17 protein-coding genes and 1 pseudogene are annotated in these 22675 nt (G+C 50.8%); 5 read left to right on the top strand and 13 right to left on the bottom strand.

Translation table 11 applies throughout. The features are described 5' to 3' along the window. The first annotated feature begins 16 nt into the window (after positions 1 to 16). Positions 17 to 1291 carry a hypothetical protein gene (locus tag ACMV5I_RS25820; RefSeq protein WP_414825586.1) on the top strand — a complete coding sequence of 425 codons (1275 nt, stop codon included), beginning with the start codon at positions 17 to 19 and terminating at the stop codon, positions 1289 to 1291. Between the two features lie 69 nt (positions 1292 to 1360). Here the strand turns inward: ACMV5I_RS25820 and ACMV5I_RS25815 are convergent, their stop codons facing one another. Together ACMV5I_RS25815 and ACMV5I_RS25810 are read right to left on the bottom strand one after the other, a co-directional pair. Then, positions 1361 to 1894 (bottom strand): metal-dependent hydrolase, encoded by a 534-nt coding sequence (locus tag ACMV5I_RS25815; protein ID WP_284122053.1) that lies wholly within the window; start codon positions 1892 to 1894, stop codon positions 1361 to 1363. 36 nt (positions 1895 to 1930) lie between these two features. Beyond that, positions 1931 to 2548: a TetR/AcrR family transcriptional regulator gene (locus tag ACMV5I_RS25810; protein WP_414825585.1), complete on the bottom strand. Its 618-nt coding sequence runs from the start codon at positions 2546 to 2548 to the stop codon at positions 1931 to 1933. 114 nt (positions 2549 to 2662) lie between these two features. Here ACMV5I_RS25810 and ACMV5I_RS25805 point away from each other — a divergent pair, with 114 nt between their 5' ends. Then, entirely contained in the window at positions 2663 to 3265 is a 603-nt protein-coding gene (locus ACMV5I_RS25805; RefSeq protein ID WP_414825584.1) for an NAD(P)H-dependent oxidoreductase, read from the top strand. Positions 3266 to 3355: 90 nt separating this feature from the next. Here ACMV5I_RS25805 and ACMV5I_RS25800 read toward each other — a convergent pair. The 5 genes and pseudogenes from ACMV5I_RS25800 to ACMV5I_RS25780 form a co-directional block, all read right to left on the bottom strand. Then, a pseudogene (locus tag ACMV5I_RS25800) lies at positions 3356 to 3520 on the bottom strand (GNAT family N-acetyltransferase); the annotation flags it as partial. Positions 3521 to 3610: 90 nt separating this feature from the next. Further along, positions 3611 to 4732 (bottom strand): fimbrial protein, encoded by a 1122-nt coding sequence (locus tag ACMV5I_RS25795; RefSeq protein ID WP_414825583.1) that lies wholly within the window; start codon positions 4730 to 4732, stop codon positions 3611 to 3613. A gap of 9 nt (positions 4733 to 4741) precedes the next feature. Continuing rightward, entirely contained in the window at positions 4742 to 7369 is a 2628-nt protein-coding gene (locus ACMV5I_RS25790) for a fimbria/pilus outer membrane usher protein (protein WP_414825582.1), read from the bottom strand. A 79-nt stretch (positions 7370 to 7448) separates the two neighbouring features. Next, on the bottom strand, positions 7449 to 8150 hold the full coding sequence (locus ACMV5I_RS25785) for a fimbria/pilus periplasmic chaperone (protein WP_414825581.1): 702 nt from the start codon (positions 8148 to 8150) through the stop codon (positions 7449 to 7451). 52 nt (positions 8151 to 8202) lie between these two features. Next, positions 8203 to 8742 carry a fimbrial protein gene (locus tag ACMV5I_RS25780; protein ID WP_414825580.1) on the bottom strand — a complete coding sequence of 180 codons (540 nt, stop codon included), beginning with the start codon at positions 8740 to 8742 and terminating at the stop codon, positions 8203 to 8205. Between the two features lie 648 nt (positions 8743 to 9390). On the opposite strand from ACMV5I_RS25780, the gene ACMV5I_RS25775 reads away from it, so the two are divergent. Both ACMV5I_RS25775 and ACMV5I_RS25770 read left to right on the top strand, forming a co-directional pair. Next, positions 9391 to 10053, top strand: a complete 663-nt coding sequence (locus ACMV5I_RS25775; RefSeq protein ID WP_414825579.1) for a LuxR C-terminal-related transcriptional regulator — start codon at positions 9391 to 9393, stop codon at positions 10051 to 10053. Positions 10054 to 10381: 328 nt separating this feature from the next. Continuing rightward, entirely contained in the window at positions 10382 to 11311 is a 930-nt protein-coding gene (locus ACMV5I_RS25770; RefSeq protein WP_414825578.1) for a LysR substrate-binding domain-containing protein, read from the top strand. Between the two features lie 140 nt (positions 11312 to 11451). Here ACMV5I_RS25770 and ACMV5I_RS25765 read toward each other — a convergent pair whose 3' ends face one another. The 6 genes from ACMV5I_RS25765 to ACMV5I_RS25740 form a co-directional block, all read right to left on the bottom strand. After that, positions 11452 to 12510 (bottom strand): hypothetical protein, encoded by a 1059-nt coding sequence (locus ACMV5I_RS25765; RefSeq protein ID WP_414825577.1) that lies wholly within the window; start codon positions 12508 to 12510, stop codon positions 11452 to 11454. Positions 12511 to 12551: 41 nt separating this feature from the next. After that, positions 12552 to 13073 carry a hypothetical protein gene (locus ACMV5I_RS25760; RefSeq protein ID WP_414825576.1) on the bottom strand — a complete coding sequence of 174 codons (522 nt, stop codon included), beginning with the start codon at positions 13071 to 13073 and terminating at the stop codon, positions 12552 to 12554. A 26-nt stretch (positions 13074 to 13099) separates the two neighbouring features. After that, on the bottom strand, positions 13100 to 13771 hold the full coding sequence (locus ACMV5I_RS25755; protein WP_414825575.1) for a molecular chaperone: 672 nt from the start codon (positions 13769 to 13771) through the stop codon (positions 13100 to 13102). Further along, positions 13740 to 14420, bottom strand: coding sequence for a pilus assembly protein (locus tag ACMV5I_RS25750; protein ID WP_414825590.1), 681 nt, complete (start codon positions 14418 to 14420; stop codon positions 13740 to 13742). The genes ACMV5I_RS25755 and ACMV5I_RS25750 overlap by 32 nt, the downstream gene beginning before the upstream one ends. Before the next feature lie 71 nt (positions 14421 to 14491). Continuing rightward, on the bottom strand, positions 14492 to 16612 hold the full coding sequence (locus tag ACMV5I_RS25745; RefSeq protein ID WP_414825574.1) for a TcfC E-set like domain-containing protein: 2121 nt from the start codon (positions 16610 to 16612) through the stop codon (positions 14492 to 14494). Between the two features lie 471 nt (positions 16613 to 17083). Then, entirely contained in the window at positions 17084 to 17581 is a 498-nt protein-coding gene (locus ACMV5I_RS25740; protein ID WP_414825573.1) for a CS1 type fimbrial major subunit, read from the bottom strand. 838 nt (positions 17582 to 18419) lie between these two features. Between ACMV5I_RS25740 and ACMV5I_RS25735 the strand changes: the two genes are divergently transcribed. After that, positions 18420 to 22675, top strand: a 4256-nt coding sequence (locus tag ACMV5I_RS25735) for an Ig-like domain-containing protein (RefSeq protein ID WP_414825572.1), incomplete at its 3' end; no start/stop codon positions are given.

Raw genomic sequence — 22675 nt, 5'->3', positions numbered from 1 at the left:
GGATGAGATTTGCCCAATGAAAAGATATGCGCTGTTGCTGGTATTGTTATCCCCCTATGTTCAAGGGCAGACGCTGGATGCCAACGATCCGCTACGGCGTGTCATTCTGGATCAGATGCGTGCCAATATCGGTTATCCCACCGATATCCAGTTTGTGGTTAAACAGCTGAGCGTTTCCGGCTCGCAGGCCTATTTCTGTGCCACCGCTAAAACCAATGATGGTAGCGGTAGTGCCAAAATTAACGGCAAGACGGTGGTCTACGATCGTGAATTGCAGCAGTCAGCGGAAGGCTTCTGGACGACGGTGAGCAATTTTGACTCTTATGTCGACTCACCGGCGCAGGCCCAATGCCATAGCACTATTCAAGATGAACCCGCAGCGAGCGGGTGCCAAAACGTCGGTCTTTATGATGCGGAGCGTAAGCCGTTGCTGGACGCGGTTCGGCGCAGTTATCAAGGTGCTATTGCCCAACCCAGATTTGTGGTTTCTCACCTGTGCACAACCGGCAAGATGGCGTATTTCTGCGGGCGACTGGAAGGGGAAGAGAGCCAGGATCGGCAAGGGATGAATTACTACGATGCAGTTATGGCCAAAGATGCCAAGGCAGAGTGGCAGGCGCTGATGGTTGAGAGCAAGACCGTGGAGAAGTGCAACTTCAGTGGGCCAGCCTCGGCGATCACCGAACAAAAGCTGCTGGAAGCGGTAAATCAGCCGCTCCTCTCGGCAGCTCCTCAGGAGATCGATGACAGCCTCAAGGTTGAGATGCTCACTCAGTTCCAGCTATTCCAACAGGCGATCAAGACGGCGGATATGGCCTATTTAAAGGCGCATATTCTCTTCCCGCTTGAGAACGTCGCTGATACTTTCCTGGCAGGAACGCCTGATGAACATCAACAAAGCATAACCCCAGCACTGTTCGACCACTATGCGCAGCAAGTCAGGGATGGTTTGAAGGAAATACCGCTGCTGGGTGTCAACCTCACTAAAAAGCAGGTGATTGATTTCCGGGTGAACTCATTAACTCCGTTGGAGCAGGCCAGAAAATACTTCCCAGCCGAGGAGGACGGGCAGTTCTATTACCATGATGGGGCGAAGAAAGTACTGATTGAAGGCACCTGCGATTCGGTCGGTTCGGGTGATTTTGAGGACGGAACGCTTGCCGTATTTATCGGCACTGATTCCAACCTGCTGATCCCAGGGCTGTCAGAAATTTGTGAAGGGGGAATGCGTGTAGAGTTTACTCTTCAACAAGGCACGTTAATGCTGACCAGAATTGATTTTGTTGGTTAAGCCGCTTACAAATCTTAACCGGCTCACCGCTGGGCGCTGTATGCGGTGCCCGCCTATTTAATCAATTTCTTACTGGCGCTGCATGAACTTACGTAGCGCTATCATGCCGGTCATCAAGATGGCTCCAGGCAACCAAACCCACAGTAATTCCGACATGATCACCGCATGCCCAGCAGGAGTCAGGTATTTCTCGAGGCTAAACGGCGCTACGCGGATCACCTGCCAGGGCGCAAAGAAACGCTCGTCACTCCATGGCCACAGCCAGCCGACGCCTTTGCCTCCGGTGGTCACCGAATCCAGCAAACTGTGGGATAACAGCGAGATAAACAGGAACAACCAGGTCTTGACGGGGTTAGCCTTGAACCAGCGGTAGAACAGCAGTGCCAAGCTAGGCATCAGGAATGCAAACAGCAGTGAATGCGTGAAACCGCGATGGCCGAACTGATTGCCGTAAGCCACGCCGAATTTAAACGCTAATACGTCGGCATCCGGCAGCATAGAAAGAACCACGCCTGCGAGCAGCAAGCGGGCCGGTATGATTTTCTGGCCCAGCCCTAAACCAAGGCATAACGGCACTGCGGCGTGGGTAACGATCGTCGGCATAACTCTCTTCCATGATGAGGGGTAACACTGTGCTTATTATGGCATAGCCATATCCGGCCGATCGCCACTTCGCTGCACCATCGAAATAATGATGCCGAATAACTCTTCCTTAGCCTGGGCTGCCGTAATCGCGCCACAGCTGGTGGCGTAGGATAGCCCTTCCGCAGAGCCGAGCATACCCCATAGCGCGGCGTCCTGAAGCTGGTTATCGCAGCAGAAGGGGGCAAAGAGCTGGCGGCATTTCTCGATGAATACCACGGCGTAATCATTCCTGATTTTCTCAAGCTCGGGCGTACCGGCTAGTGCAGCCATGACGCTAGGCATCTCACGGCCTTGCAGCAGCACGCACTCAATGTAGGAAGTGGCAATCACCGAGGCCAAGGCCGCCAGTTCCGGTTGGGTATTTTGGATAGCTTCATCCATCCGCGCGGTCTGACGATAATCAAACTCTTGATACAGCGCGGCAAACAGGCCCGAACGGTTGGTGAAGTGATCATATACGACCGGCTTGGTGACGCCCGAGCGTTCAGCCAGGTGGCCGAGCGTTAGCGCTTCGGTGCCTTCTTCATGAATGATTTCCCATGCAGTTGCCAGCAACTGCTGATAACGCTCTTCTCTCGATAGCCGAACTCGCGAATGTGGTTTGGAGACCATAGCAATATTTACCCGTTGACAGCGTTATATACTAAAGGTAACTTACCGACGGTAACTTACTGTTGGTATATAGAGTACGTTTTATACCTCGCCCTGACAATAGGAGCCACCCCAATGCACGCACTCATCGTTGTTTCCCATCCTCTCGATACGTCATTAACCCATGGTGTTGCAGCCGCTATTGCCGAAGGGATAACGGCCGCCGAACCTGCCCATACGTTTGAAATTGCCGATCTCACCCAGGAAGGTTTCGATCCGGTGTACGGTGGCGCAGATATCGCTGCGTTCTTAAAAACGGCCTCCATTCCCGCGGATATTCTGGCAGAACAGAAGCGTATCGATAGCGCGGATGCCTTGGTTCTGGTGTTCCCAATCTACTGGTGGAGCATGCCTGCCTTGCTTAAGGGCTGGGTAGACCGCGTGTTTTCCAATGGCTGGGCTTATGAAGAGACTGTAGATGGGGCTGTGGTCAAAAAACTGGGGCATTTACCGGTGCATTTGGTTGCTCTTGGTGCGGCAAGCAAGGGCGTTTATGACCGTCACGGCTTTACCGATGCCTTTAACGCACAGATAACGCACGGTATTTTTGATTATTGTGGTGCTTCGGTTAAGACATCTGAAATGTTACTGCTGCCAGAGCTGGGGGAGCCAAAGGCTTACCTCGATGCAGCGCGTCAGATCGGGCGCACTGTTTTTCAACCCGCTTACGTCGAGTAGTCCGTTGAGGAGGGAGCGCAATAAAGCTTCAAGAAATCAGTTGCGAGCGCTCCTCACCTTAGGTTGTATTATCCCGTTATTTTCCCCCCACTAAAGACTCTCGATCAAATCCCCCAACGTTATCATCAACATCATCGGATCGAGATGGGAAGGTTCAAATCCCACTCGTAGATAGAACTCTCTGGCCTCAACGGATAACGCATGCACCAGCATTCCGCGAATGCCAATAGTTTCAGCAACTTGGATAACCCGTAATTTTATGGCTGATCACTTTGAACTGGGGGCAGTTATCCCTATAACTCGGCACATACTGCGATTACGTGGCTCAAGATAATCCTATGTGGCTTAATAATAATTAATCATGAAGGTCACTGCCGCATCCGCTTTCCCCGGTGTTATTTGATCGCCGGTCTGTATGTATCTAGCCACCAATGGCAACGTCTGCGTGGTCGCATCATTATTGACCATGTTAAAGCTTCTGCTCCCAGCAAAATTGACCAGGGTAGGGGATGCATCATTGACACTACCATAAGCCATTTGAATACCTACCCCCGTAGCACTTTCCGCTCCAGTCTTAATCCCTAAAATCCCTTTGGCACTATCAATAATAGCGGTATTGGGTGCCAATTTAAGCTCCAGTGAATTGGATGTGGAGCTGCTTGTTGGACTTCCCACGCTGGTATAACTTCTTACCTGAAACTTGGCGCCGTGGAATCTTGGGCAATTAGTCAAACGTATTGATGCATCCTTCCAGGTAGAGGCAGAAGCAGGCCCCTTAAAGTTCTGAGCGATATTGACGGTTCCCATCGCTACATTCACATCCGGCGTTTGGCAAGTTTGCGACACTATATTGATGCTACCTGAAAAATTGATCGCGTTTAAACTCAGTGGAGAGCCCCCCGTTGGGGTCACTTGCACAGCGATGCTAGGTAAATCACTACCCCTGATCGTCCCTGGTGACACCGGCCCAATCTTGATCAGTAACAGGTCAAACTCTGTACCAACAGTCCCTGTATAAGTCGCATTGCTGCCAACATTGATGGTCGTTCTGTCAGTTGGAAATGCTCTTCCCCAATAAGACATAACAACACCTATACCAGGTACGCCGGTTTCATAAACCTGTCCTGGATGGGGTGAACCATTCCAGGCTGATAGCGGTTTTGGCGTACTGGTATTCAGGTATCTTGCCAGTACGCTGTAACTGGTTGGTGACGAAGTACAAGTAAACGTGGGAGAAGGTGCCGTTCCCGTTGTAGCGTTGCCACCGATATAATGTGAAAGCAGTACGGTTCCATTCGGTGTATCTGGCCCAACGGTAATATTCTGAGTTTGCAGAGGCACCGTTGCGATAAACCGATTATTACCTGCAGCAAACGAACAGGTTGCCGCACTCGCGCTATGCGCATAGATTGCCGCCATACCCAGCAGCAGTGTTATCAGATTCATTCTATTGATTAATCTACTCATTTCTCTACCTTACGAACCGCTATATACAAGGGTTTTATCGCTGCTGTTATGGGGCTGTGCTGCGCTGGGTTGGCACACCGAGTTAAACTGCTGAATAGCGTTCTGCGCATTGCTCTTTGCCTGTGGTATTAATCGGTAACCCAGGCTGCATTGCATGACACGCTCCTCACCCCATTTCACTGTCAACTGCCCTTTATCTTGCGCCACGCGCGCATGCACTTGGCCGCCTTGCCCCACGGAACCGACACTGTTGCCCTTGCTATCAAATACCTCAGCGCCAAAGATCAATGGTTCACTTAGATATGTGGCATCGATCAGGATAGGGGTCCCTTTCTTGGTCTCATATTTCACTTTGACTACCGCACCCGCATGAGGAGCTACTCTCTGCCGGGTGTTATCCAGCTCAACATTGGCAGCAGAGCCTTTCGGATCGATGCTGACGTCATTCAACTGATAGGCATTCAGATACGGTACTAGCGCATAACCACGGGAATCGATAGTCACATTTTGGTAAGACGACACGCTGGCCCCCTCAGCCCCTTTGGCTTCAACCAGGGCATAAGTCTCCGAGGTATAGGGGGTCAAGGTCACGCCGCCTGAATGCCCGATCACCGTTCCGCTCATACCTGCCGCCATGCTGTTATAACCTTTGCCGGTGCCGTAGCTACCGTTTACCACAGTTGCTGAGTTGTTATAGCTACCGCTGACCGAGCCACTGGTGCCCACTCCCTGGTTGGCATTCATCGCCGTCACTGCATAACCCAATTGACTCTGCTCACCTGCCGTACCGGTAATACTGACTTGCTGGCCGTAACGGCCACTGCTGTCGTGGGAAAGATCGGTGCGCAACTGAGGAGTATGCGCCCTGTCTTCACGCCCCAGCGGCAAGCTAAAGCTGAGCAGATAATTATTCTGGTTATTTCCCAGGCTGGAATAGCTGCGGTTGGCACTGATGCTATAGCTCAAGCGTTGGTATTGGTTGCTGTAACCCACCTGAAATTGCTTCTCACTACCTTCTCTATTCCAATAGTTCTGCATTGAACCACTTATATTCAACTGCCCCCAGCCTTCAGACAGCCCCTGTCCTGCCGTGACGGTGAAACGATTTTTGGCACGCGATACCGATTCCGGAGAATCTCCCCTGGTTACCGCATCACGGCTTTCCATGGCGGTCATAAAATCCAGATAACCATCAGAGGAGAAGCGGGACGCCGCCAGCGACAGGTTACTATTGGTTTCAGCAATTACTTTGCTGTAACTGAGGTGATAACTCTGCCCCTTAAAGGTTTTACCAAGTTGCTCATCTGCCTTATTTTCTACCTGAGCACTCGCCTGGGTGACGTCAAAAGCCACGGCTCCGATGGGTGTACCAACGGCAGCGCCTAACTGCAATGCGGTATAGCCCTGGCTTGCCTGCAAACCGGTGTAACCGGTGAGGGTATTGGTCAACCCACGCTGATAGGTCAACTGATAGAGCTCGGGGTTATCACGCAGATTGTCGCTGCGTAATCTGCCTGCGGTAACGGCGTAGTGTGATGAGCCCGGGCGCAACAGTTGCGCGGCAGATGCATAGGGCACCCGGAAGCGTTGCTCAGTGCCGTCCGCTTCACGCACAGTCACCTCCAGGTCGCCACCATACCCGGTTGGATAGAGATCGTTGATCAGAAACTCACCGGGCGTGACCGTGGTTTCATAGAGCACCTGATCGTTCTGGCGTACCGTCACTCTGGCATTGGTACGCGCAATCCCTCTGATATCTGGCGCATAGCCGCGTTGTGAGCCTGGTAGCATACGTTCATCACTGGTCAGTTGCAGGCCGTTGAACGGCAAGGTGTCAAACAGCTGCCCGTGCGTATTGGCTTGTCCAACGACTGCGCGGCCCATGATTTGCGGAATATCCCGCTGTAAATAGGTGTTGCGGTTGCTATATTGCGCAGGCCCGTTCTCCATCCAGTTGTAAGCACCGTTATGCCGTAAATACCAGGCGTCAATATTCAGCCCAGCATTAACCCCGGCATACAGTGAGTTAAAGGTTTTGCCTTGTGACTCGCTGGAATATCCATTCACGTTATAACCGAACATCAGGGCAGCAATACCGCTGTCCCACAATTCCGTGCTGACGCTGCCACGTGCTGATTTCAAGATATAAATCTGAGGGATCAGTAAATCCAGACGCTGTTCGCTACTGTCAAAATTAACTTGGGCGTCAGGTAATTTACGTTGCAGATCGACACATTGCACTCCTGTATCCGTCGTATTTAAAATTTCCGCTGGCAGCTTCTCATAATCAAAGGCGATGTTTTTTATTATTTCAGTGGTCAAGCATGGATAAACGGATTTATCTTCACGTGACTTAAATTCAATTTCTTTATTATCGACTAGCACATTGTTGACATATATCGCGGTGCGGTATATCCCTGGTAGTGCAGAGGCACCGTGGGTAAAACGGCTTAGGTCAACCGACGCCTCGTCATCCATTTTCAGGAAAAAAGCATCAAACTCAACACCCTGGGTAGCTTCTTGAGGCGCTATGGCAACAGTATTAGCATTTGCACTACCAACAAAAAAAGTCGACAAAATAACCAGGGCTAAAGGTGATAATTGACTCTTCAAGCCGTGGGGTGAAGCTTTTAACATGATAACTCTCTTGAAGATTGCTTACTGAATATTGATGGATGACTAGTTAAAGAAATTACGCGTATAACTTAAACCAAGACTATTTAATTTCGGCGTTAAATGAATTAATGGCGCCGTAGTCGTTAACAAATTCACCGCTCACTGTATTCCCCTTATTAGCAGGTATTGCCAAAGACAGGGCAGATCTCGGTGCTACCATCTCGCCTTCAATTTTTTTGCCATTTACCGTCAGGCTGACAAAAGACACATAATAGGGTGTTGGGTTGAACGCCTGCAGGCTACTGCCTTTTACGCTCCAAGTGACTGCCTGAGCGGCATCATTCGCGTTACCTGCCAATCCTGCTGGGCGATAAAACACTTTAATGCGCGAGCGAAACGCCATTTGCAGGTAGTTTTCATCAGATTTTGCCTGTTTCTTGGCGGGCACTTCCAGTACGTTGAGCCAAAATACCGACTCTTTATCCATGGGTAACGCCCCCCCTGAGTAACTAATCCGTAACGTCTGGCCCTTGCCTCCTTCTACTCGGTTTATTGGGGGGCTCAGTATAAAGGGAACCTTAATCGCGGCCGGTTTGGCATTAATATCACCCGTATCCAACCAGCTTTGGATCAAGACGGGAGAATTACCCGTATTATCAAGTCTGACGCTGACTTCTTTTTGATCCGCAGGGTAAATAACTCGTGTCCCATTAATCACGATACTTGCCAAACTTTGAGCACTGAATAGGGCCACCACGGCCAAACCAGCTACTCGTAAAATGTTATGAAAGGGAAAACGCATAAAGTCTCCTGAAGTAGATTATTTGGGAGGGGGAGCCCCCTCCCTCAAGGCATTACTTGTACTGAATAGAGTAAACAACACTGCTGACGACGGTGCCTGGGGTGGTTGCACCTTCAGCATAATACTCAACAAAATAGGGCAAGTTAGTGCTACCAGACTCGACGTTTACAAACGAGTTGCCGTTGATCTGATCCGCGCTACCCGCTTTGATCACCGCTTGAGAAGCACTGGTGCCATCACGCAATTGCAGGCTGACGTTTTGTGCCGTACCGGTGTTTTTAAGGCGGCCGGTAAGCACATCTACCGCTGCACCAGCTTCAAAGAAAGCAGAAGCGGTTTTCAAACTACCGCTGCAGTTGGCCAGTGCCAGGGTGAAACCGGTGAGCCCGGCCGTCTGTGCCGCACTTCCTAGTTGACTAATACTAACAATTGGCAGGGTAACCGTCGGGTTGCTAGCTTGGCCGTCGACAACGACCTCGCAGGTGTTATTACTTAACTGCCCCTGAAAATTGATGGTACCGCCAGAAGCAGCCTGAGCCAGACCAGAAGAGAGCATGACGCCTGCGATAGCAGACAGAATAAATTTGTTCATTTACATTCCTTAATTACAGTTAAAAAGCGCCGTGTTTATAAAAAGACGCTGTGAATAAGTACGTTAGTTGTTGAATAATATGAGATACCTCTTCCAAATAGGGTTATCTCTCACAGACTTATCAGTAATAAGAAGGCTGTATTAAACCTTTCCTATATAAAGAAAGAGATGATGTTCTCTTTTAAGTGAAGTGCCTTTCAACGAGGTGTACTTTAGGGGTTAAATATAACCTCTGTAAATATAGTTTTTTCTATGTGTGATAAAAATAAGTTATTTAAAGCAATAAAATCCTTATAAAACAACGACGGCGTATTTATAATTATTTTTAATACCCCTGAAGTTTATTGTTATACGGTGAGTTTATTACTTTTAATTATCACCGATAGAAAATACTTCCTTCACAACGACCAAGTAAAATCCTATACTTGCTGAAAATAAAGGTAGGGTTGCATTTGTTAATGTCTGAGGTGCCACCTTTAACTTAAAGCTATTAGCATTACAAAATATTCTGATGGCTTTCATTACAGGGAGAGGCAATCTCATCGCTAAATATTGTAGCTGCTAGAGTAATGATAGTAGCAATGAGTATGGTGTTTTAAGAAGAGGATCTTACCAAAAGCGTCATATCCAAAAAAACATGAGGAAGTAATGAGAAGGAAAAAAGTCGTTTTGCAATGCTCCTGTAATTTTATGCGAGCAGGGTTAGAAGCATTAATTAAAGATACAGATTTGTCGGTCTCTCTTGATATTGTAGACAGTAGCGACAGTTTTTCAGAATGCGAGGGCGCTTTAAACGTCTTGCCGGTAGTGAATTTAGTCATCCTAACGGTCTGTAACCGTGAATATAACCTGACCTCACTGTTGCAACTTGTTGGAGAGCGTTTGCCGAAAATGCATCCCAACAGCAAAGTGATACTGATAGGTGATATAGCCGATGTCAACCCACTAAAATGTTACTTTAGTGGGTTGAGAAACGTCAGTATCATACTGAATAAGGCAATAACGCTTGATGAGTTAAGCAGGGAATTGCTGAGCACTACTGCGAATAAAGAGCCAAGTTTCGGGAAAAGCTCCTCTATGCTCACACCGCGTGAATTAGAGATTTTGCGCATGCTACTGGATGGTGACACCGCGAGAAAGATAGCTGACGACTTGAAACTAGATTTCAGAACAGTAAGCCATCATAAACGTGCAGCCTTGGCCAAACTGGGGGTTCGTTCATTATGCCCCTTGGTGAATCTGATGGGTAAAAGAAAATATAACAAGAGTGCTTCGCCTTGGGAGAGGGTATTGGGTCAAATTAGTCTGTAAGCGATATAGCAAATCGAGTAGTAAAGTAAGATAAATTCATGGATATAAAAGGGAAGGAAAACAGCATATTGTTGGTGGTAGTTCGTTACTGATGCATTAAAGGCCTATGCCTTAATACATTACCCACCAATCTTGTGGGAAGTTGCCATGGCAGCATCAGGATAAGCCATCAATATCTCGCTTTATCTTGTCATTGCCTGTTTTTAACTAAGATAAAAACGAATTAATAGCAGCGTCGTTCCCTAACTGGTTTTGTCTTAAGAGGGTTTTATGTCCCTATAATGGAATATAAAAATCAATAATATAGTGAGAAACAGATATCATCGTTATGAAAAATCTGCCCAAACCTAACCAGCTTAAAGTGTTCCAGTCGATTATCGAACACGGGAGTTTTCGGGCTGCAGCCAAAGCCCTGCATCAGACTCAGCCTGCATTGACACAATCAATGAATGAACTTGAGAAAATGTTAGGCACTCCACTTCTGATGCGTGGACCGCGTGGCGTGGTACTGACCGAAGCAGGTAAACTTTTTGAGCCCCGAGTTCAATTGGTGCTGAAAGAGTTGGAGCGCGCAGTCAATGAAGCAAAGCAGCTTAACGCCACCTCTCAGGGAACCATTGAGTTGGGGAGTTCGTCGTTACCCTTTTTTACCATGTTGCCAGCAGCAATCCAGCGCTTTAATAAACGCTTTCCGCAGGTCAACATCAATCTTACGGAAGGCCAAATTTCTGAGCTATTACCTGCCCTGCGAGGGGGAGAATTAGACTTCGTCATCGGCGCAACGTCGCCGGAAACGATCCTGGCTAGCGAATTTATTGAAGAGCCATTCTTTACCACTCCTTTTGCCGTGGTGGCACACCGAGATCATCCATTGGCTAAGAGTACCTCGCTGAGCCAGCTCAAACAGGCCAAATGGTATTTACCCACAGCGAAAATAGGTTACTTCGGTGAACTTGATGCACTGTTGTTCCCCGAAGGGGAAGAGAACTCACAGACTATTATTCGAGGGGACACGGCGGCCATCACGTTGCAGATGGTGATGAATGCTGGCTTTTTGACCGTGGCCGCGAAAGAGATGCTTCGGGTACCTTATCTAAGCCAGCAGTTGTGCATAATACCGATCGAAGAGCAATTACCCGATGCGTCCTACAGTTTTATCTATTCTCATCGTTTGCCGTTGACGATGCATGCCAGGACCATGATAGATAAACTGCAATGGGAATGTAAGATCTATCCTTGGTCCAGGGCGGTCGAGTAATCAATGGCTTTACCCGTCGTCCTTCAAGTTGCCGCGGTGGCAACTAGCCGCAACTTGAAGTGACTTGAGGATAAATCGTTCCGCTTCCCCATCTGGGGTTTGTTAATAATCAATAAAAACTAAATAAAGTGAATATTGAATTATGCTTTGGGGCTGATGACAAAATTTACGCTACCCGTGTGCATCCCTTCCTTAGTCGCCGCGTTTTTAAACAGGTTGATCTTTGGCGTCCAACACATCTGGCTACGGTTAGGGGTACTACTGGCAGTCTGCGTTAATGTGATGTATTTAGCGCTTGCAGTTGGGAAACTGAAGTCGTTTGCCGTCACCCCGTCGTTGCTGGCCAACTGCAGGTTATAAAACAACTGGCTAGCAGTGCCTTGTAGGGTAAATAAACTACGTCCACCCTGCATGCTTGAGGTGTTTGTTACGCTCAACGCATAGGCTTTATTTTTTACCCCTGCCGTTACATAGTTGATACACAGATTATTGCTGGCGATATTACTAATCGATGCTGCATAACCGTTTCCACTTGCCGAAATATCGGGTAAATTGCTTACATCAAGAGTATTCATCTGCCACACCGCCGAACTCATAGTGAATGCTGGCTCTGGTGTATCGACATCTTCAGGCTTAGGAATGTTCGTTATAGAAAGCTGGCATCCATTAGCCGCAATATACATAACGCTGGTCTGACTTGCTCCGCCCGTGTTTTCGTTTGTGAGGCGGGCACGTAAACCCGGATATGCTCCCGCAGTGTCCGTAGTAAAATCTATGGAAATAAACGAACTGAACATAATTACGTTAGCGTTCGGAATGCCGTAAAAACTCAATCCACGAGTGCTGATATTATAACCTAAGTTAGCATTGGCAACCACATTACTAAAAGTGCTAGTAGAGCTATTTTGTGGATGAACGATTAAATTTGTACCGACTGTGGTTGGCACTTCGACATAAAAGTTACTCCGAGTAGTCACACTCCCCCCTGCCACTGGTGTCACTACGTAGGTGAATTTTGCCTGAAACTTATTAGTTCCTAATTTGGTAACAGAGCAACCGGTGATGTTTTGAGTATATTGAGTTGCCATTACGTGTGTGCTTAATGCCAGCAGAGAGCAAGCCATCAAGCGCGATAAATTTACTATTATCTTCATATCTCTCTCGCGATTAGCGCGTAAGCTTCCAATTGATTTTTTCAACTCACGCCATTGCTGTATTCGCAAGGGCGTTTTAGTTTTTCTTAAACTTTAACTTCAAACATCATTATCAGTTTACCGACGTAATTGCCTGATATCTTCCCCTGCACACCTGTAGGCTGGCGGGCGGAGACGGAAAGCAGATAGCTGCCCGTCGAGGTGCCTCCCACCTGTGTAGGATTGCTGAAATCTACCGGCGTAGCGCCCAGTGGTTTTAGCGTAGTTGCGTTGCTGCCAAACCCTACTTGTTCGGTGGTAAAAGCCAGAGCGGTGTCGGTTTCATGAGTCAGTATCAGCGGATTAACCAGTGAGACCCTAAAGTCTTGCCCATTGCGGATGCTGACCTGAACCGGTACCTGAGCCTGATAGCGCGTGATGTCACTGCCCACGCTGTTGCTGAGTGTTAATGTGTCATACCAACCACCGCCCGGTTTCTCTACCGTGATCTGAACCAGATTGGTGAGGGTAATGCTGATGGGCACGCTGCCCAGCGCGGTGTCAGCAGCATATACCGTGCTCCCAGTCAGCAGTAAGACTGCCATTATCGCCTGCTGCCATAACTTCATGCTGTTCATCCCTTTATTGTCTGCTCTCATTTGCTGCACTGGAGGCTGAAGGGCTTGTTCTGCACATTACCACTCAATGTGCTCCCTGCCATTTGCCTTGGCGTGCCGGGGTAGACATTAAAATCATCCACGGCTTGGCCATTCAGCTTTAGTTCGCTGAATTCTACTCGCACCGTGCCGGTGGCCTGCAACTGTAGACTGCTGGCTTCACAACTGTGCTGCCAGGTAGCAACCTGCTTAACCGGCAACTGGCGTACCAGGCCGTTAAACCCCAGGCTGACCAACATTACATTGTCTCGGGTACCGCTAATGCTGGCTTTTTGCTGGGGAATAACCGCCAGGCGGTACACTTTTTCTCTTTCCGGCGGTTTAAGCGCCGTTAACTGCACCGGTTTCTGCTGGCGTGGCCCCAGCGAGAGTTTGAATGGTGCAGCATACAGATAAGGATCTTTGCTCATCCCCAGAGGTATCAGCTGTTCCTCATCGATAGGCACGCCGGGATTACCGATCTCAAACAGAGTGATGCCAACAAATTCCGGCGAATCGCCGGTGTTGCTGACCTGTACCACCGCCTGTTCACCCCGCATCTCAACAATTTTCGGACTGATATCAATTAGCGCCTGTGCTGCCCCCAAAGGGAGGAAGCACAGCAGTAGTCCTGTGACCTCACGGGCAACGGATGTCAAACGGCTGGCCATCGGCGTTTCCTTTCAGGGTTTTCACCGGGAACACCAATGGTGTGCCCGGGAACACTTTTTGTTCCTTTGCCATATTGTCTGCCGGGGTCGCTTGCAGCTGCTTGAATAACGAGTGCACGCTACCACTGGACGTCAGTTGCAAACCGCCTGCTGTGCATTGATGGCTCCAGGCCCGGGTCTGTCCCCCTGAAGAAGGCAAGTGATGGACCAAAACGCCATAAGCCACACCGAAGGTCAGTGGGGCGCTGATTTTTTCTTTGTTTTCATCTCCTACCACCTTGATGCTGGACACCGGGACGATATACAGCCGGTAGAGCGTCTCTCTGGCGGGTGCTTTCAACGCGACCAGATTGATATCGCGTTTCTGGCCCGGCCCCAGCGTCAGTTTGGCCGGGCTGGCCATCATCTCAGGGACGGTGATATCACCAATGGCTGTCTTGCGCTCCGGGGTCTCACCAGGGTTCTCGACACGCATCAGATCCACCTTCAGATAAAGTGGTTTATCGCCGAGGTTGCTGACCTGTACGGTACGGGGTTGCTGCCCCTCGACGGTGCTACGCGCTGGCATTACCATCAGTTGGCCATCAGCATGGGCCAGGTAACTTAGAGCCAGAAGGCTGACTACCAGCGCAGACTGCAATTGTTTAATCATGGTTTTCCTTATTCATTCTCATCAATTCTTCGCTGTTCCCGCAGGCGACATCCTCAGGGATATCCGTTTCAACCTGCTATACAGAGATAGCGTTTATCTTTTGGTTTTGTCATGTCGCAGCGGTATCGCCCCTGCTTACCGGTCACGGTGATTTCTTTAATCAACGTCGTGGACGCCAGCGAGAACAGGCCATTCGGGTAGACCGTATCGCCGGTCTCGCTTACCGTGCCGCTCACCGGCCCCCCATGGTTGTTGACCAGGAAGCCGTTATACAGCAGGTTCATTTCCACCTCGGCTTGCACCGGATACACCTGCCCAGGGTGGGCGCGTACCACGTTGGCGGGCAGACGGATATTCATGTCCATGTCTGCATCTACCGACTGCGCCTGGGCAAAAGTCACGTCCTGATAGCTGGCTAATGGCACCGCATAGGTACTGCCGCCACCAACCGGGTTGCCTTCCACCTTGAAGCCATATTTCGCGTCACCCAGTTTCGGGGTACGAACCAGCATGGCGGCACCACTAGGGCTGGTGCGCCCCAAGGCAAAGCCATCCTGGCTTGCGGCAAACATGCCGTTGTAGTTGAAGCTGCCACTGGTGATATGGTCGTCGACCCCAACGCGTAAAGAAGCATCCCCACGGGTGCCGTTGCGGCGGGCGTTCAAGCCAACCGCGTTGGTGCGGCCAACGTCACTGAAGTCAATACCGGCGGTGGTGGTACCGGTGCTGTCCTCAAATTCACGGGCGTAACTCCCACCGGTATAGAGTTTGCCGTTGTTATAGGCGGCGTTCAGGGTGCCGGTATTGCGGTCCAGCATGATGGTGGTATTCAGGTACAGCCCGTAATTGTTGCTGCTGTTGTCATAGCCACCTTTTTGCACACCCATGGCGATCACCGCCCAAACCCCGTTGCCACGCCAGTTCCAGGTACTCTGCAACTGATGTCGTTCGCTGTTGCTATAGCGGCTGTAGTTGTAGCCTAGGCGGGTTGGGCCGAACTGGCGGCTATAGCCAAATGCGGTGCTGTTGTTAGCCGGGTAGAACTCGGACACCGCGGTATTCTGGTACTGCGAGGCGGTCAGGTAACCCAATTGCTGGTTGCCTGCGCTCAGGCTGGCGTAGCCACCAACGCGTTTTTCCCCGGCCATCACGCCTACGGTCGGCGTCACTTCCATGTCCGCGACTTGCATTGGTCGGGTGAGGTTATGCTCCATCGCCCAACGGTTGCCGGTCCCTTTTAGCAGTGCGCTGCTGGCCGCAAACCAGTTGGTCTGAAAGCTGGCCCCTGCGCTGAGGAGGCTTTTCTCTGTATCAAGCTCTTTACCCAGCGTGACATACCAGCCAGTGCTGCCGCCGTAATTGATATTGGCAATCTGTTGTTTCTCACTGCTCACCACTTGGCCGCTGCGATTGACTAATCTGACCTCGACGCTATAGAAGCCGCCGGGTAACTGGTTATAGTCAATCTCGTTACGGCCGATCACCGCAGGCAGACGGCGGATAAGACGGCCATCACGATAGAACTCGTAGTCACCGTCAGCGGTAGCGAACAGCACCATCTTGCCAGCGGACTGGTTGTCGCGTTTCAGGTTGTCCTGGCTGCCCAAGGTGACAAACTGGTCAAAGCTCGGGTTGAGTGACGTGCTGACGCTGCCAGCTGCGGTATCGCGGCTGTCCTGACGGCCACTGCGCAGATAGGTATTGGCGAAATTCTTCTGCAAATACCAGGTACTGACGCCCTGATCGGTGGTCCGAGTATCGAAATTTTTGCTGTCGTTGTAATACCAGCTCAGGTAGCCATAGCTCTGTGAAGGCAGACCAAGGTAACCCTGACCGAAGGCGGAAACAGCACGGTACTCGTTGGATGCGGTGCGCACATCCAGCGATTGGTTGTGGATGAAGCCCATCATTGTCTGGGGCTGCACGTAACGCTTGCTGCCATCGGTGATAGTTAGTGACTGCTTGACCTTGTCGAGCGAGACGGTTTGGCCCTTGATGGTATAGTCACAGCCGTTGGGGCAGACCGCATAAGGTATCTGTGCCAGTACCTTGTTCAGCAGCTCGATCTGCTCGGTTGAAATCCCATTTTGGCGATAAAGCGCCTCATCAAAAGTGAGCCGATTTTGCTGGGCAGACCAACTGACCGGGCCAGGTAGAGGGGTGCTGTCGAGGGTGGCGAGAAATTGCATGGAGGAATCCTGCTCGGCCTCAGAGAAGCCTGCGGGCACCTGATATTCAATTTGAGCTCCCTCAGCATAAGTGGCTGCTGACGGAGTCAATAATAATAAACCTGTTGCCCATCCTGGGATACTTCTGCCCATCTTATATTCCATATATAGAGACTCAACAACACGGCCAGTAACCTATTATTAATTTTTTGATGTTAATAATTAACAAGCCACACCCTATCTATTCTTTTGCACTAGATATACAGAAAGCTTCCGTTATAAAAACAGAAGATGGCGTTCTTCGTATGCTATTAGGGTTATCCGGAGATAACCCTAAATTTATTACGCAATTAAGCGTCACTTAACGCTTTACGATATCTACCCTAAAATAATTCGAGTTGCATGAAGGTGACGCAGGGTACCTCCCCCAAGAATGGGCGAGTAATAACCGTCAACACAGAGGCAACTAGACGTATGAAGAGGGTAACGTTATTAAGCCTTTGGCTCGAACAACATGACCAGATCGCCCTGGTATGAACCATTGGTGCTGCCGGTCGCATTGGTTGGCGCTTTGGCATCGATTTTAAGCGTATAGGTGTTGTCATATCCACCTGGAGCGGTAGTGGTTTGCATAACTTTCAGCGGGGTACCCTGAACGACGGCTTTACCCGCAAAATTGACCACAACGTTAGACAACTGGGCACCATCAGCACGGTTAATGGTCAGTGGTTGAACCAGAGATACGTTGACTTCGTTGTCGGTGGTGTAAACACGCACTGGCAGATCGTTAGAAGCAAACTCAGTCTGGGTATAATCTTTGGCAAACAATTCTTCTTTGTCATACCAGGTGCTACCGTCTGGCTTAGAAACAAAAATAGCATCGTTGATGTTAGCTACGATGGTAATTTCTTTTTTCACGCCATTGGCGGCATGCGCCATACCGGCCGACAGCAGAGCTGTAGCAACAACAGACAGAAGGAGCTTTTTCATTGTGACTTTCCTTATTATTAAAACTAACAGACGTCCTTGTCATCAAGGATCGCTTTGAATTGCCTGTTCAAACCAAACAGGGTGAAAAAAACCCTTATTAAAGGATTGTTTGCAGTCTGCTTAGCGCAATTTGCCTTGGTCCATATTAAGTATTATGGGGTGCATGAGCATTTACTAGGTGCAACTGAGTTTTTAGAAGCACCGCTCATGTGCGTGGTGAATATAGTCCCACACAACAACGATTACAAGCCAATATGTTTTTATCAGTGATAGGAGAAGTTAATACTCAGTCCATAACTGAAAGCGCTATCTATTGAAATTATGTTATCACCGATAAAAATTACTTTATTTGCGTTTTTTAAGATACCCAATACAATGGTGAAAATTTGGTGGCAAGATGAACAGGGAAAAGTACAGCCATGAAGTTATCATAGTCAGAAGACCAATGATTATCCTGCAATGAACATTTCCCATGAAAACTGAAGCTGGACATTAACTTAATCACGGAAGGTCGAGGTTTTTGCTTGCGATGATTTCACCTATCAGTATTTACAGTTAATTCTCTAAATCATCTTTTGCGGGGAGGATCTTTATCTTTTTATTAGTGGCTTTTATCTCATTGATTTAATTTGTTAATTTCAATTCCAGGTAATTAATTCAGATATCCATTTTATTGATGCAAGAGTCACGTCTTGATTATCACTCAAGTCATAACTTAATGATTAGTATTGTTTTTAATTAAGCTAAACATCCTTTAAATACTTGAAAACAGGTAAGCCTGATGCATTGGGCCTCTCCTACAAGTATGTCTTTTCAATTTATCTATAAGGTAGTTGCAGTGAAAAAGCACGATTTACCTTCACGCCGCAAGGCTGGAGCATTTAAAAAATCTCGGATAGCCACATTGTTAGCCTGGGCTAACATTGTTACCCAAGTGGTTTTCCCGATGAGTATTGCCTATACCCCGGCAGTCATGGCGGCGAAAGATACCCATACTGAGGATGAACAGGCAGTTGCGACGGCAGCAAGCCGTTTGGCGGGCGTGTTAGCCAGCGGTGACCCAACCAAACAGGCCGAATCTATCGCTCGTGGTGCTGCGACCAGTACCGCGAATGACGCCGTTGAAAACTGGCTGAATCAATTTGGTACTGCCAAAGTACAATTAAACCTGGATGACAAACTTAATCTGAAAGGCAGCCAATTAGACGTTCTGTTACCCCTGCAAGATACCCCAAGCCTGCTTACCTTCAGCCAACTGGGTACGCGCTATATTGACGACCGCCTCACGCTCAACGCTGGCATAGGGCAACGTCATTTTATCGATCAGCAAATGTTTGGCTATAACCTCTTCCTGGATCGTGATATCCAAGGCAGTCACTCACGCATTGGTATTGGTGCTGAATATGCACGTGATTACCTGCGTATTGCTACCAACGGCTATTTTGGTGTGAGTGGTTGGAAGAACTCGCGCGATCTGGACGGTTTTGATGAAAAAGCCGCTAATGGCTTTGATATCCGTACAGAAGCCTATCTGCCATCGATGCCACAATTGGGTGGCAAGCTGGTTTATGAGCAGTATTTTGGTGATGAAGTCGGTTTATTTGGTAAAGATAAGCGCCAGTCCGATCCTGCTGCCGTCACTTTCGGTGTGAATTATTCTCCTGTGCCATTGGTTAGCTTCGGCGTAGACCACAAGCAGGGAACCAGCGGTATGGAGGATACTCGTTTCAATCTTTCCCTCAATTATTCCTTTGGCACTGAACTGTCAAAACAGCTCGATCCGGCCAATATGGCAGCAAAACGTACGCTGGCAGGCAGCCGCTACGATCTGGTAGACCGCAATAATGAAATTGTTCTGCAATATCGTGAGCAGAAGTTACTGAGCGTGGTGATGGATCCGCTGTTACAGGGGGATTCCGGCCAAACTATTGAGTTACCGATCACCGTCACCAGTAAGCATGGTGTTGCTTCATTTGAGTGGAAAGCAGACCTGTTTACCGCCGCTGGCGGGAAAATCATCCCTAATGGTCAGGGGTGGCAAGCCGTGTTGCCATCTTATAACCTGTTGGGAAATAATAACTATCCTATCAGCGTGACCGTCATCGATAAATCGGGTAACCGTTCTGAGCCTGCTCAAGGGGAAGTCGTAGTTACCGGTTTTGGTATTGCAGCAACCTCTAATCTGATGATTAAGAATGCGCGTTTGCCTGCAGATGGCCGCTCAACAACGCAAGTAGAACTGTCTCTGAAAGATGGTAGCGGTCGTCCAATCAGTGGGATCGCCGGGCAGATTACGCTGAACAGCCAATTCCAGCCGCCATCAGCGGCAAGCAAAATCAGTCCTGCCTCTGCCACAGCACAACCCATTCCTCATGCCATAGGTGAAGTAAGCGAATCTAAAGATCGCCCTGGTGTCTATCTTGCCACTTTCACTGCTGGCAGCAGCGTGGGTGCAGTGAAGATCACGGCAAACGTATCCGGGTCAGCGATAGCAGTGAAAGAGGCTACCGTAACCTTATCGGCAGACAATGCCTCGGCGAAGATCGACGAGAACGGCCTGACCGGCAAGCCGGGTAACACCGTGGCCAACGGCACCGACATCAACACCGTGCAGTTGCCGGTGAAAGACGCACAGGGTAACCCAGTGCCGGGCTTCGACGTCACCTTTACCGTGACCAACCCGGACGGTTCGACCCGTCAGCAGACCGTGACTACCGACGAGAACGGTATCGCCTCTCTGCCGGTGACCAGTGATAAAGCGGGCAGCGTCAAGGTAGAAGCGGACGTGGGCGGCGTGACCAGCAGCACCGATCTGAGCTTCGTGGCGGACAGTGGCACGGCCAAGATCGACGAGAACGGCTTGACCGGCAAACCGGGTAACACCGTGGCTAACGGCACGGATGTGAACCTCGTGCAGTTGCCGGTGAAGGACGCGCAGGGCAACCCGCTCCCAGGCTTTAATGTCACTTTTACCGTGACCAACCCGGACGGCAGCACGCGTCAGCAGACGGTGACTACCGACGAGAACGGCATTGCCTCTCTGCCGGTGACCAGCGATAAAGCGGGCAGCGTGAAGGTGGAAGCGGACGTGGGCGGCGTGACCAGCAGCACCGACCTGACCTTCGTGGCGGACAGTGGCACGGCCAAGATCGACGAGAACGGCTTGACCGGCAAACCGGGTAACACCGTGGCCAACGGCAGCGACGTCAACACCGTGCAGTTGCCGGTGAAGGATGCGCAGGGCAACCCGATCCCGGGCTTCGAGGTCACCTTTACCGTGACCGAGCCGGACGGCACCACGCGTCAGCAGACGGCGCTCACCGACGAGAACGGCATTGCCTCTCTGCCGGTGACCAGCGATAAAGCGGGCAGCGTGAAGGTGGAAGCAGAAGTCGGCGGCGTGACCAGCAGCACCGACCTGAGCTTCGTGGCGGACAGCAGCACGGCCAAGATCGACGAGAACGGCCTGACCGGCAAGCCGGGTAACACCGTAGCCAACGGCAGCGATGTGAACCTCGTACAGTTGCCTGTCAAGGATGCGAACGGCAACCCGATCCCGGGCTTTGATGTCACCTTTACCGTGACCAACCCGGACGGTTCGACCCGTCAGCAGACGGTGACCACCGACGAGAACGGTATCGCCTCTCTGCCAGTGACCAGCGATAAAGCGGGCAGCGTCAAGGTGGAAGCAGAGGTGGGCGGCGTGACCAGCAGCACCGACCTGAGCTTCGTGGCGGACAGCAGCACGGCCAAGATCGACGAGAACGGGCTGACCGGCAAACCGGGTAACACCGTGGCCAACGGCACCGACGTCAACACCGTGCAGTTGCCGGTGAAGGACGCACAGGGCAATCCAGTGCCGGGCTTTGACGTCACCTTTACCGTGACCAACCCGGACGGTTCGACCCGTCAGCAGACGGTGACCACCGACGAGAACGGTATCGCGACTCTGCCGGTGACCAGCGACAAGGCGGGCAGCGTCAAGGTAGAAGCGGAGGTGGGCGGCGTGACCAGCAGCACCGATCTGAGCTTCGTGGCGGACAATGCCACGGCGGCCATCGACGAGAACGGGCTGGCCGGCAAACCGGGTAACACCGTGGCCAACGGCAGCGATGTGAACCTCGTGCAGTTGCCGGTGAAGGACGCGAACGGCAACCCGATCCCGGGCTTCGACGTCACCTTTACCGTGACCGAGCCGGACGGCAGCACCCGTCAGCAGACGGTGACCACCGACGAGAACGGCATTGCCTCTCTGCCGGTGACCAGCGATAAAGCGGGCAGCGTGAAGGTGGAAGCGGACGTGGGCGGCGTGACCAGCAGCACCGACCTGACCTTCGTAGCCGACAACAGCACGGCCAAGATCGACGAGAACGGCCTGACGGCGGAAGCGGGTAATACCGTGGCCAACGGCACCGACGTCAACACCGTGCAGTTGCCGGTGAAGGACGCGCAGGGCAACCCGCTTCCGGGCTTCGACGTCACCTTTACCGTGACCAATCCGGACGGCAGCACCCGTCAGCAGACGGTGACCACCGACGAGAACGGCATCGCCTCTCTGCCGGTGACCAGCGATAAAGCGGGCAGCGTGAAGGTGGAAGCGGACGTGGGCGGCGTGACCAGCAGCACCGATCTGAGCTTCGTGGCGGACAATGCCACGGCGACCATCGACGAGAACGGCCTGACGGCGGAAGCGGGTAACACCGTGGCCAACGGCACCGATGTCAACACCGTGCAGTTGCCGGTAAAAGACGCACAGGGCAACCCAGTGCCGGGCTTTGATGTCACCTTTACCGTGACCAACCCCGACGGCAGCACCCGTCAGCAGACGGTGACCACCGACGAGAACGGTATCGCCTCTCTGCCGGTGACCAGCGATAAGGCAGGCAGTGTGAAGGTGGAAGCGGACGTGGGCGGCGTGACCAGCAGCACCGACCTGACCTTCGTAGCCGACAACAGCACGGCCAAGATCGATGAGAACGGCCTGACGGCGGAAACGGGCAGCACCGTGGCCAACGGCAGCGATGTGAACCTCGTGCAGTTGCCGGTGAAGGATGCGAACGGCAACCCAGTGCCAGGCTTTGACGTCACCTTTAC

Source organism: Serratia sp. T13T92 (genome assembly GCF_047530105.1).
Lineage (GTDB): Bacteria > Pseudomonadota > Gammaproteobacteria > Enterobacterales > Enterobacteriaceae > Chania > Chania fonticola.
This window is presented reverse-complemented; position numbering and strand designations above follow the sequence as displayed.

Coding starts and splice junctions, on each gene's coding strand:
- ACMV5I_RS25820 (WP_414825586.1), top strand. CDS start 17: ATGAAAAGATATGCGCTGTTGCTGGTATTGTTATCCCCCTATGTTCAA.
- ACMV5I_RS25815 (WP_284122053.1), bottom strand. CDS start 1,894: ATGCCGACGATCGTTACCCACGCCGCAGTGCCGTTATGCCTTGGTTTA.
- ACMV5I_RS25810 (WP_414825585.1), bottom strand. CDS start 2,548: ATGGTCTCCAAACCACATTCGCGAGTTCGGCTATCGAGAGAAGAGCGT.
- ACMV5I_RS25805 (WP_414825584.1), top strand. CDS start 2,663: ATGCACGCACTCATCGTTGTTTCCCATCCTCTCGATACGTCATTAACC.
- ACMV5I_RS25795 (WP_414825583.1), bottom strand. CDS start 4,732: ATGAGTAGATTAATCAATAGAATGAATCTGATAACACTGCTGCTGGGT.
- ACMV5I_RS25790 (WP_414825582.1), bottom strand. CDS start 7,369: ATGTTAAAAGCTTCACCCCACGGCTTGAAGAGTCAATTATCACCTTTA.
- ACMV5I_RS25785 (WP_414825581.1), bottom strand. CDS start 8,150: ATGCGTTTTCCCTTTCATAACATTTTACGAGTAGCTGGTTTGGCCGTG.
- ACMV5I_RS25780 (WP_414825580.1), bottom strand. CDS start 8,742: ATGAACAAATTTATTCTGTCTGCTATCGCAGGCGTCATGCTCTCTTCT.
- ACMV5I_RS25775 (WP_414825579.1), top strand. CDS start 9,391: ATGAGAAGGAAAAAAGTCGTTTTGCAATGCTCCTGTAATTTTATGCGA.
- ACMV5I_RS25770 (WP_414825578.1), top strand. CDS start 10,382: ATGAAAAATCTGCCCAAACCTAACCAGCTTAAAGTGTTCCAGTCGATT.
- ACMV5I_RS25760 (WP_414825576.1), bottom strand. CDS start 13,073: ATGAAGTTATGGCAGCAGGCGATAATGGCAGTCTTACTGCTGACTGGG.
- ACMV5I_RS25755 (WP_414825575.1), bottom strand. CDS start 13,771: ATGGCCAGCCGTTTGACATCCGTTGCCCGTGAGGTCACAGGACTACTG.
- ACMV5I_RS25745 (WP_414825574.1), bottom strand. CDS start 16,612: ATGCAATTTCTCGCCACCCTCGACAGCACCCCTCTACCTGGCCCGGTC.
- ACMV5I_RS25740 (WP_414825573.1), bottom strand. CDS start 17,581: ATGAAAAAGCTCCTTCTGTCTGTTGTTGCTACAGCTCTGCTGTCGGCC.